Annotated in this window: 9 protein-coding genes and 1 pseudogene; 6 read left to right on the forward strand and 4 right to left on the reverse strand. The window is 50.9% G+C overall.

Annotated features, from left to right (window positions below; translation table 11 throughout):
* Nucleotides 1–46 precede the first annotated feature (46 nt).
* From ACLD4F_RS18570 to yhhY, 3 genes are all read right to left on the reverse strand, one after another.
* Nucleotides 47–808 (reverse strand): glutamine amidotransferase, encoded by a 762-nt coding sequence (locus tag ACLD4F_RS18570; RefSeq protein WP_001066509.1) that lies wholly within the window; start codon nt 806–808, stop codon nt 47–49.
* 15 nt (nt 809–823) lie between these two features.
* Complete coding sequence (locus ACLD4F_RS18575; protein ID WP_000667440.1) at nt 824–2038, reverse strand: PfkB family carbohydrate kinase; 1215 nt, start codon at nt 2036–2038, stop codon at nt 824–826.
* A gap of 264 nt (nt 2039–2302) precedes the next feature.
* A complete protein-coding gene (gene yhhY, locus ACLD4F_RS18580) occupies nt 2303–2791 on the reverse strand; it encodes an N-acetyltransferase (RefSeq protein WP_076727313.1) in 489 nt (162 codons plus the stop codon).
* A 466-nt stretch (nt 2792–3257) separates the two neighbouring features.
* On the opposite strand from yhhY, the gene ACLD4F_RS18585 reads away from it, so the two are divergent.
* The 5 genes from ACLD4F_RS18585 to gntU all read left to right on the forward strand — a co-directional run bounded on the left by ACLD4F_RS18585 (nt 3258) and on the right by gntU (nt 8489).
* The gene (locus ACLD4F_RS18585; RefSeq protein WP_076727311.1) at nt 3258–4295 is read left to right on the forward strand and encodes an oxidoreductase; all 1038 of its coding nucleotides are present in this window, start codon (nt 3258–3260) and stop codon (nt 4293–4295) included.
* A 123-nt stretch (nt 4296–4418) separates the two neighbouring features.
* Nucleotides 4419–5114, forward strand: a complete 696-nt coding sequence (locus ACLD4F_RS18590) for a pirin family protein (RefSeq protein WP_000639789.1) — start codon at nt 4419–4421, stop codon at nt 5112–5114.
* A 370-nt stretch (nt 5115–5484) separates the two neighbouring features.
* The gene (gene gntR / locus ACLD4F_RS18595; RefSeq protein ID WP_023212580.1) at nt 5485–6480 is read left to right on the forward strand and encodes a gluconate operon transcriptional repressor GntR; all 996 of its coding nucleotides are present in this window, start codon (nt 5485–5487) and stop codon (nt 6478–6480) included.
* Between the two features lie 138 nt (nt 6481–6618).
* On the forward strand, nt 6619–7152 hold the full coding sequence (gene gntK / locus ACLD4F_RS18600) for a gluconokinase (RefSeq protein WP_000108342.1): 534 nt from the start codon (nt 6619–6621) through the stop codon (nt 7150–7152).
* The gene (gntU, locus tag ACLD4F_RS18605; RefSeq protein WP_000105950.1) at nt 7149–8489 is read left to right on the forward strand and encodes a gluconate transporter; all 1341 of its coding nucleotides are present in this window, start codon (nt 7149–7151) and stop codon (nt 8487–8489) included. Before gntK ends, gntU begins: the two co-directional genes overlap by 4 nt.
* Here the strand turns inward: gntU and ACLD4F_RS18610 are convergent.
* A pseudogene (locus tag ACLD4F_RS18610) lies at nt 8412–8786 on the reverse strand (MarC family protein); the annotation flags it as partial. The gene gntU and the pseudogene ACLD4F_RS18610 sit on opposite strands and share 78 nt — an antisense overlap.
* A gap of 126 nt (nt 8787–8912) precedes the next feature.
* Here ACLD4F_RS18610 and asd point away from each other — a divergent pair.
* Nucleotides 8913–9804, forward strand: an 892-nt coding sequence (asd, locus tag ACLD4F_RS18615) for an aspartate-semialdehyde dehydrogenase (protein ID WP_411010976.1), incomplete at its 3' end; no start/stop codon positions are given.

A 9804-nucleotide genomic window follows, 5' to 3' on the forward strand; every position in this document is an offset into this window, starting at 1 on the left:
TCCTTATATTTTATAAAAGGAGTAACTTTCGTTACTCCATTGTTTTTTATTTTCTGGCGATGAATTGAAGCGTGTTGACCCACAGGTCGGTATAAAATGGCCATGACATAAACTGCTGGGTTCCCCAGTGTGGGGAGCAGTCACTCATAAAGCAGGCGGTTTTACCCTGTTGGTATTCACCGAACACTAACAATGGGTCATTATTTATTGTTAATACGACATCGGCATCGTCTCTGGCGACGGCCTGGTTATATCCAAGAAATACCGGATAATCTGAGAACCCGTTAACAACAGGATGTTCAGGTGAGACAGCCTCAGCACAGATACCCTCGGGCTTTTCTACCCGGTCATCGCCATCAAGCATAATAACTGGCAGAACCTCAGCAAGAACGGTGTTCTTATAATTGGCTTTTGCCTCAATACCCATAAATGACAGATAACCGCCAATCATGAGTAGTCCACCGCCATTTTTGACGTACTCTTTAATGGACTCCAGAGCGTTTGGTTTTATTTTTAGCTGATAAAATGTCTCGTTTTGCAACAGGAAGGTATTACTACCAATGTCGCTAATAACAATCACATCGTAACGGTTTAATTCGTCAATACTCTCTGGAAAGGCAATTTGTACCGTGTGGGCAGGCATGTAATCAATATCAACGCCGCCTTTCCTCAAGCATTCCAGTAACCATGTAGCGCCTTCTTCATATTTACTGGAGGTGAAACTGTCATAACCTTTTGAATGAATCATATGAATATGCCAGGATTCTCCAATAAAGAGCACCTTTAGTTTTTTCTGCGTATTGTTCATAGTCTGCTCCTTGATTTAGTGAGTAGAGATAGTTTGTTTGTAATGTGAACCCTGAATACGATGAAGAACGGAGTCGTTTTCCGGCATATCAGAGGCATTAGGCGTTTCAACTGCAAGTGAGGCAAATGCGCTGGCGTAGCACAATGCGGATGCCAGTGACTTTCCTTTTGCAAGACCAGATGCGAGGGCGCCATTGAAAGCGTCACCCGCTCCCGCCGTATTTTTTACAACTGCCGGAAATGCCGGGGAATAGATGAATTGTGTGCCATCATAAGCAAGCGAACCTTTGCTACCTAACGTAATAATGGTATTTTTGACGCCTTTCTGATGAATAATTTTGGCCGCGCATTTGGCTGATTCGATATCATTAACCGCCATATTGGCCAGCAGGCCTGCTTCCGTTTCATTCGGCGTAATATAGTCAATGTTATCAATGATAGTGTTAACCATGTCATTGTATGGCGCTGGATTGATGATGACCGGTATGTCATTTTTTTGTGCGAGGCGAATTGTTTGCTGCAGCGCTTCGTAATTCGTCTCCAGTTGGACAAGAACAATATCTGAATGAACAATGGCTTCTTTTTGAATGGTGATTTCATCAGGGGAAATTGTCATGTTGGCGCCAGGGTAAATAGCGATGACGTTATCTCCGGTATCTCCATTCACCATGATGGTTGCTGTACCTGTTTGTGTTTCTTTGGTCTGGTAGATAACACTTTTATGGATTTTTGATGAGTTTATAAAATTAATGGCGTAATCGCTAAAATGATCTGAGCCGACTTTAGTAATAAAATGCACATCAGAATCGGCATAGCTTGCTGCTAATGCCTGATTACATCCCTTACCGCCGGGTGAAAAAATAAATTTATCGGCCAGCAATGATTCTCCCGTTGAGGGTAATCTCGGTAGATAACTGATAATATCAACATTGAACGAGCCAATAACACATACATTATTTTTCATGGCAGAGAGACCTTTTTTTATTTTCTGCGCTGATTCATATTTTTCCAGCACATAAGCGATTTCATTTTTTGCAACGTTATCAAGAGAATCAAGGGTAATAAATGCACCACCATGACAGCGAGTGAGATATCCCTGTCCGGCAAGTTCATTGAGATCTGAACGAATAGTTTCTTTTGTTACCTTGAGACTTTTCGCCAGATTTGAAACTTTTACAACTCCCGAAATACTGAGTTCCTTCAATATTCTATGATGGCGTTCGAATTTCATTTTTTACCTCACCGTGGTTAAATTAGTCCCGGGAGGAGTATATTGTTGTGATTGTCACCATAAAGTGATGGCAGAAACCAAAAAAAAACAAAAATGTAATATTAATATTGCTAAAATTACGGAAAAAACGGTGATAAAGCTTAAAGTGGCAATAACCATGAAATTCAGATGGTTATTGTTTTGATATAGGGGAAGTAGGTTGCAATAACTGGAATGTTGTGAAGGTTTGTGACGTTTCGCCCCACAGGGTGGGGCGGGGAAGCGCTATTTCACGCGCGCCATAAAGTACGCATCAACGTACTCACCGTTGCGCAGGCCGTATTTCTTACCGGTGCCTTCGATTTCAAAGCCGTACTTCTTATACACCGCCACCGCGGGCTCGTTATCAACAAACACCGTTAACTCAATACGCTCGACGCGCAGCCAGTTGTCACACATGTCGATCATGGTGCGGATCAGCGCGCTGGCGACGCCGCGGTTTTGCCAATGAGCGTCAACGCAAATACCGAAATCAGCGACGTGACTGCGGCGCGGGCGTTGGGCAACAGCAATGCAAAGATGCCCCACGACGATATCATCGATGCAGGCCACCAGCTGTTTGATCCCCGGCTGATCGGCGAGTCGCGTTTGCCACATCTCCATGGAAGGATGAGGAACCTGTAGCGTGTTGTGATACACCTCCGGCTGGGCGTGGATCTGACGAATGGCGTCGTAATCTTTCGGTTCAGCGTGGCGTATCACTATTTCACTCATTCCTTATCTCCTGCAGGGGTAATTGTGTATTTACACTCGCTGAGAAAGAAAATTCCGTCAACCGCATTTTTTTGCAAAAAGAAGTAGACAAGTGCGAATGAGAATGATTATTATTGCCTTGCGTTCAGGGAAACCCCTACGGAGAACCTGAAAGCACGACATTGCTCACATTGCTTCCAGTATTATTTTAGCCAGCTTTTGCTGGCTTTTTTTTGGGTTTTGTTTCAGCCTGGCTTACTTGTCATTTTGTCCCCGGGAAGTGCTCGTGCTCCCCACGTACATTTAGTACGCTCCGGGCCCTGCGCGCTTGCCGTGAACAAACTGACCGCGACGCCGACGGCCGATCTTGAGGCATCTGCTTTTGTAGGCCCAAAAAGGCAACGCCGCATCCGGCAAAGAATCCAACATTCAGTCTCTTCACGCTTTGCGCTATGGTGTAGACAATCATCTTCAAAAGGATCGTCTCATGACCTTACACTGCGCATTTATTGGATTCGGCAAAAGTACCACCCGTTACCATCTCCCCTACGTTCTGAATCGGAAAGATACCTGGCATGTCGCGCATATTTTCCGTCGTCACGCTAAACCGGAAGAGCAGGCGCCGCAGTATTCGCATATTCACTTCACCAGCGATCTGGATGAGGTGTTGGGCGATCCGCAGGTAAAACTGGTGATCGTCTGTACGCATGCTGACAGCCATTTCGAATACGCCAAACGCGCGCTGGAAGCGGGTAAAAATGTGCTGGTTGAGAAACCTTTCACGCCGACGCTGGCGGAGGCAAAAGTGTTGTTCGAACTGGCGCGAAGCAAAGGACTGACCGTCACGCCGTATCAGAATCGGCGTTTTGATTCCTGTTTTCTTACTGCTAAAAAAGCGATTGAGAGCGGGAAACTGGGCAAGATTGTCGAAGTTGAAAGCCATTTCGATTATTACCGCCCGGTAGCAGAAACCAAACCGGGCCTGCCGCAGGACGGCGCATTCTATGGACTTGGCGTCCACACCATGGATCAAATTATTTCGCTATTTGGCCGCCCGGATCATGTCGCGTATGACATTCGTAGCCTGCGTAATAAAGCGAATCCGGATGACACCTTTGAAGCGCAACTGTTTTATGGCGATTTGAAGGCTATCGTTAAAACCAGCCATCTGGTGAAAATCGACTATCCGAAGTTTATTGTTCACGGCACCAAAGGTTCGTTTGTGAAATACGGTATCGATCAACAAGAAACCAGCCTGAAAGCGAACATTATGCCTGGTGAACCCGGTTTCGCCGCTGACGAATCCGTCGGCGTGCTGGAATATGTTAACGATGACGGCGTGACCGTGAAAGAAGAGGTGAAACCGGAAACGGGTGACTATGGTCGCGTCTATGATGCGCTGTACCAGACGTTGACCGTCGGTACGCCTAATTACGTCAAGGAATCTGAAGTTCTTACCAACCTGGAAATCCTCGAACGTGCCTTCGAACAGGCAACGCCTGCGACGATAACCCTGGCTAAATAGCCCTTACAGACTCCTCTGCGCTTATTCATATTTTTTGAACAGAGGAGTCAATTTTCACCCTCTATGATCCCGGACGGAATGAGTCCACACTTATTCCATCGAAAACATCTGGGGGTGAACACAATGATCTACTTACGCAAAGCAAACGACCGCGGTCATGCGAATCATGGCTGGCTTGACTCCTGGCATACCTTTTCTTTTGCCGATTATTACGATCCGAACTTTATGGGGTTCTCGGCGCTGCGTGTGATTAACGACGATGTGATCGACGCAGGCCAGGGTTTCGGCACGCATCCGCATAAAGACATGGAAATTTTGACCTATGTACTGGAAGGCGCTGTAGAACACCAGGACAGTATGGGCAATAAAGAACAGGTTCCGGCAGGTGAATTCCAGATTATGAGCGCCGGGACCGGCGTTCGCCACTCCGAGTACAACCCGAGCAAAACGGATCGTCTGCGGCTGTATCAGATCTGGATCATTCCGCAAGAAACCGGCATCACGCCGCGCTACGAACAGCGCCGCTTCGACGCCGCGCAGGGCAAGCAACTGGTGCTTTCGCCAGATGCTCGCGATGGTTCGCTGAAGGTCCACCAGGATATGGAGCTGTACCGCTGGGCGCTGCTCAAAGATGAGCAGTCGGTGCATCAGATTGCCGCTGAACGCCGCGTCTGGATCCAGGTGGTAAAAGGTAACGTGACCATTAACGGTACTAAAGCCACCACCAGCGACGGCCTGGCGATTTGGGATGAGCAGGCAATCTCGATTCATGCCGACAGCGACAGCGAAGTGTTGCTGTTTGACTTGCCGCCAGTCTAAAAATACACGTCATCCTTCAAGCCGCATCTGTGTTGGCTTTATTACTCGGCCCATCCATAGGCCTCGCCCCTTCGGGGCCGCTGCGAGCAGCGTTCAAATCTGCTCCCGGCAGATTTGTCGCTCACCCCGGTCGCGTACTTAATGTACGCTCCCGGGGATTTACTGAGGGACATCCTTGTCCCTCACCAGAGGCAACCTTCGGTTGTTCAAATTCGTTCCTGACGAATTTGTCACTGCGTCGCCGCCTTGATGCAACTCGAATGATTTTGTGTATTTCTCACAATAAAAAAACGACTTTTTTTCTCTGCGAAGGTTCACGCACGTCCGTGGTAAACTGGGCAAATCTATCCCTTTTATACCTTTCAGGACGATGAAAAAGAAAAGACCCGTACTTCAGGATGTGGCCGACCGTGTGGGCGTGACCAAAATGACGGTCAGCCGTTTTTTGCGTAATCCGGAGCAGGTCTCCGTCGCGCTGCGGGGTAAAATTGCGGCTGCGCTTGATGAGCTCGGGTACATTCCTAATCGCGCGCCTGACATTCTTTCCAACGCCACCAGCCGCGCCATTGGCGTTCTGCTGCCGTCTTTAACCAACCAGGTCTTTGCGGAAGTGTTACGCGGCATTGAGGCCGTCACCGATGCCCACGGGTATCAAACCATGCTGGCGCACTACGGCTATAAACCGGAGATGGAGCAGGAGCGCCTGGAATCGATGCTCTCCTGGAATATCGACGGCCTGATCCTCACTGAGCGTACCCATACGCCGCGCACCTTAAAAATGATCGAAGTCGCCGGGATTCCGGTGGTGGAACTGATGGACAGCCAGTCGCCGTGTCTCGATATTGCCGTTGGTTTTGACAACTTCGAGGCCGCCCGTCAGATGACCGCCGCGATTATCGCGCGCGGTCATCGTCATATCGCCTATCTGGGGGCGCGCCTCGACGAACGTACTATCATCAAGCAGAAGGGCTATGAACAGGCGATGCGGGACGCCGGCCTGGTTCCTTACAGTGTGATGATGGAGCAATCTTCATCCTACTCTTCCGGTATCGAACTCATGCGCCAGGCGCGACGCGAATACCCACAGCTTGACGGTATTTTTTGCACCAACGATGACCTGGCGGTGGGGGCGACCTTCGAATGCCAGCGCCTGGGACTAAAAATCCCGGACGACATGGCGATTGCCGGGTTCCACGGTCATGACATCGGCCAGGTGATGGAACCGCGTCTGGCAAGCGTCCTGACGCCTCGCGAGCGAATGGGCAGCATTGGCGCGGAACGTCTGTTGGCCCGCATTCGCGGCGAAACGGTCACGCCAAAAATGTTAGATTTAGGTTTCACCTTGTCACCGGGCGGATCTATTTAGTCTGACAACTTTGAAGTAGCTCACACTTATTCACTTTTGGCACGAATGGTCATTGCGTCGTGAATGGTGCGGTTGGACAATGTTACCGATAACAGTTACCCGTAACAAATTTTGCAACTTGTAGAGTGGGGGCCCGCTTTGAGCACGACTAATCATGATCACCACGTTTACGTTCTGATGGGCGTATCAGGCAGCGGTAAATCCGCTGTCGCAAGCGCCGTGGCGCATCAGCTTCATGCCGCGTTTCTGGACGGCGATTTTCTGCATCCGCGCTGCAATATTGAAAAAATGGCTTCCGGCGAGCCGTTGAATGATGATGACCGCAAACCGTGGTTGCAGGCGCTGAACGACGCCGCTTTCGCGATGCAGCGTACCAATAAAATCTCGCTGATTGTCTGTTCCGCACTGAAAAAACACTATCGCGACCTGCTGCGCGAGGGAAACCCGAATCTCTCCTTTATCTATCTGAAAGGTGATTTCGACGTCATTGAAAGCCGTCTGAAAGCGCGCAAAGGTCATTTCTTCAAAACCCAGATGCTGGTGACGCAGTTTGAAACGCTGCAAGAGCCGGGTGCCGACGAACGCGATGTTCTGGTGGTGGATATCGACCAGCCGCTGGAAGGCGTTGTGGCGAGCACCATTGAGGTCATCAATAAAGGCAGTACGCTGTGAGTACATTAACACTGGTTTTAACCGCCGTCGGTTCCGTCTTACTGCTGCTGTTTCTCGTGATGAAGGCGCGTATGCACGCCTTCGTCGCGTTAATGGTCGTCTCAATGGGCGCGGGACTTTTTTCAGGGATGCCGCTTGATAAAATCGCCGCGACCATGGAAAAAGGGATGGGCGGCACGCTGGGCTTCCTGGCGATTGTGGTCGCGCTGGGGGCGATGTTCGGTAAAATTCTGCATGAAACCGGCGCGGTCGATCAGATAGCCGTGAAAATGCTTAAATCCTTTGGCCATAACCGCGCGCACTATGCGATTGGCCTTGCCGGGCTGATTTGCGCGCTCCCGCTATTCTTTGAAGTGGCGATTGTGCTGCTGATAAGTGTGGCGTTCTCTATGGCGCGTCATACCGGCACAAACCTGGTGAAGCTGGTCATTCCGCTGTTTGCGGGCGTGGCGGCAGCCGCGGCGTTTTTGTTGCCTGGGCCTGCGCCGATGCTGCTGGCTTCCCAGATGCATGCTGATTTCGGCTGGATGATCCTGATTGGGCTGTGCGCCGCCATTCCTGGCATGATTATCGCCGGGCCGCTGTGGGGGAATTTTATCAGCCGCTACGTTGAGCTGCGTATTCCTGACGACATTACCGAGCCGCATCTGGGTGAAGGTAAAATGCCTTCTTTCGGCTTCAGCCTGTCGCTGATCCTGCTGCCGTTGGTGCTGGTAGGACTGAAAACGATCGCCGCGCGTTTTGTGCCGGAAGGTTCCACCGCTTACGAATGGTTTGAGTTTATCGGCCACCCCTTCACTGCGATTCTGGTCGCTTGTCTGGTAGCGATTTACGGCCTGGCGATGCGTCAGGGGATGCCGAAAGACAAAGTGATGGAAATCTGCGGCCACGCGCTGCAACCGGCGGGCATTATTCTGCTGGTGATTGGCGCAGGCGGGGTGTTCAAACAGGTACTGGTTGACTCAGGCGTCGGCCCGGCGCTGGGCGAAGCGTTAACCGGCATGGGGCTGCCGATTGCCATTACCTGCTTTGTGCTGGCGGCGGCGGTGCGCATCATTCAGGGTTCCGCGACCGTGGCGTGTTTAACCGCGGTCGGTCTGGTGATGCCGGTCATTGAGCAACTGAATTTCTCCGGCGCGCAGATGGCGGCGCTCTCTATCTGTATCGCCGGCGGTTCAATTGTGGTTTCTCATGTTAACGACGCCGGCTTCTGGCTGTTCGGTAAATTTACCGGCGCGACCGAAGCGCAGACGCTGAAGACCTGGACGATGATGGAAACTATCCTCGGCACGGTCGGCGCGATTGTCGGAATGATTGCTTTCCAACTGCTGAGCTGAGTCTTGTTGCCCGGTGGCGCTGTGCTTACCGGGCCTGGAAACGGGCACATATCGACACCGTAAGCCGGGTAAGGCGTAATCGCTACCCGGTTTTTTTATTGAGGTGTGCATGGCAATCGCCCAACGACATTTTGCCTCGCCATGTTTCAGTACGCGCATAAAAGCAGGCAAATTTCTACGCTGATCCATAATTAGGATCAATAAAACAGCGACGGAAATGATTCCCTTCCTAACGCAAATTCCCTGATAATCGCCACTGGACTTTCTGCTTGCGCGGTAAGGCAGGATAAGTCGCATTACTGATGGCTTCGCTATCATTGATTAATTTCACTTGCGACTTTGGCTGCTTTTTGTATGGTGAAGGATGCGCCACAGGATACTGGCGCGCATACACAGCACATCTCTTTGCAGGAAAAAAACGCTATGAAAAATGTTGGTTTTATCGGCTGGCGCGGAATGGTCGGCTCTGTTCTCATGCAACGCATGGTAGAGGAGCGCGATTTCGACGCTATTCGCCCTGTTTTCTTTTCTACCTCCCAGTTTGGACAGGCGGCGCCCACCTTCGGCGACACCTCCACCGGCACGCTACAGGACGCTTTTGATCTGGATGCGCTAAAAGCGCTCGATATCATCGTGACCTGCCAGGGCGGCGATTATACCAACGAAATTTATCCAAAGCTGCGCGAAAGCGGATGGCAGGGTTACTGGATTGATGCGGCTTCTACGCTGCGCATGAAAGATGATGCCATTATTATTCTCGACCCGGTCAACCAGGACGTGATTACCGACGGCCTGAACAATGGCGTGAAGACCTTTGTGGGCGGTAACTGTACCGTTAGCCTGATGTTGATGTCGCTGGGCGGTCTCTTTGCCCATAATCTCGTTGACTGGGTATCCGTCGCGACCTATCAGGCCGCCTCCGGCGGCGGCGCGCGCCATATGCGCGAGCTGTTAACCCAGATGGGTCAGTTGTATGGCCATGTCGCCGATGAACTGGCGACGCCGTCTTCCGCAATTCTTGATATTGAACGCAAAGTTACGGCATTGACCCGCAGCGGCGAGCTGCCGGTGGATAACTTTGGCGTACCGCTGGCGGGAAGCCTGATCCCCTGGATCGACAAACAGCTTGATAACGGCCAGAGCCGTGAAGAGTGGAAAGGCCAGGCGGAAACCAACAAGATTCTCAATACTGCCTCTGTGATTCCGGTTGATGGTTTGTGCGTGCGCGTCGGCGCGCTGCGCTGTCACAGCCAGGCGTTCACCATCAAGCTGAAAAAAGAGGTATCCATTCCGACGGTGGAAGAACTGCTGGCGG

Origin of the sequence: Salmonella sp. 741265050_HSA (assembly GCF_046569445.1) — a bacterium.
GTDB lineage: Bacteria > Pseudomonadota > Gammaproteobacteria > Enterobacterales > Enterobacteriaceae > Salmonella > Salmonella enterica.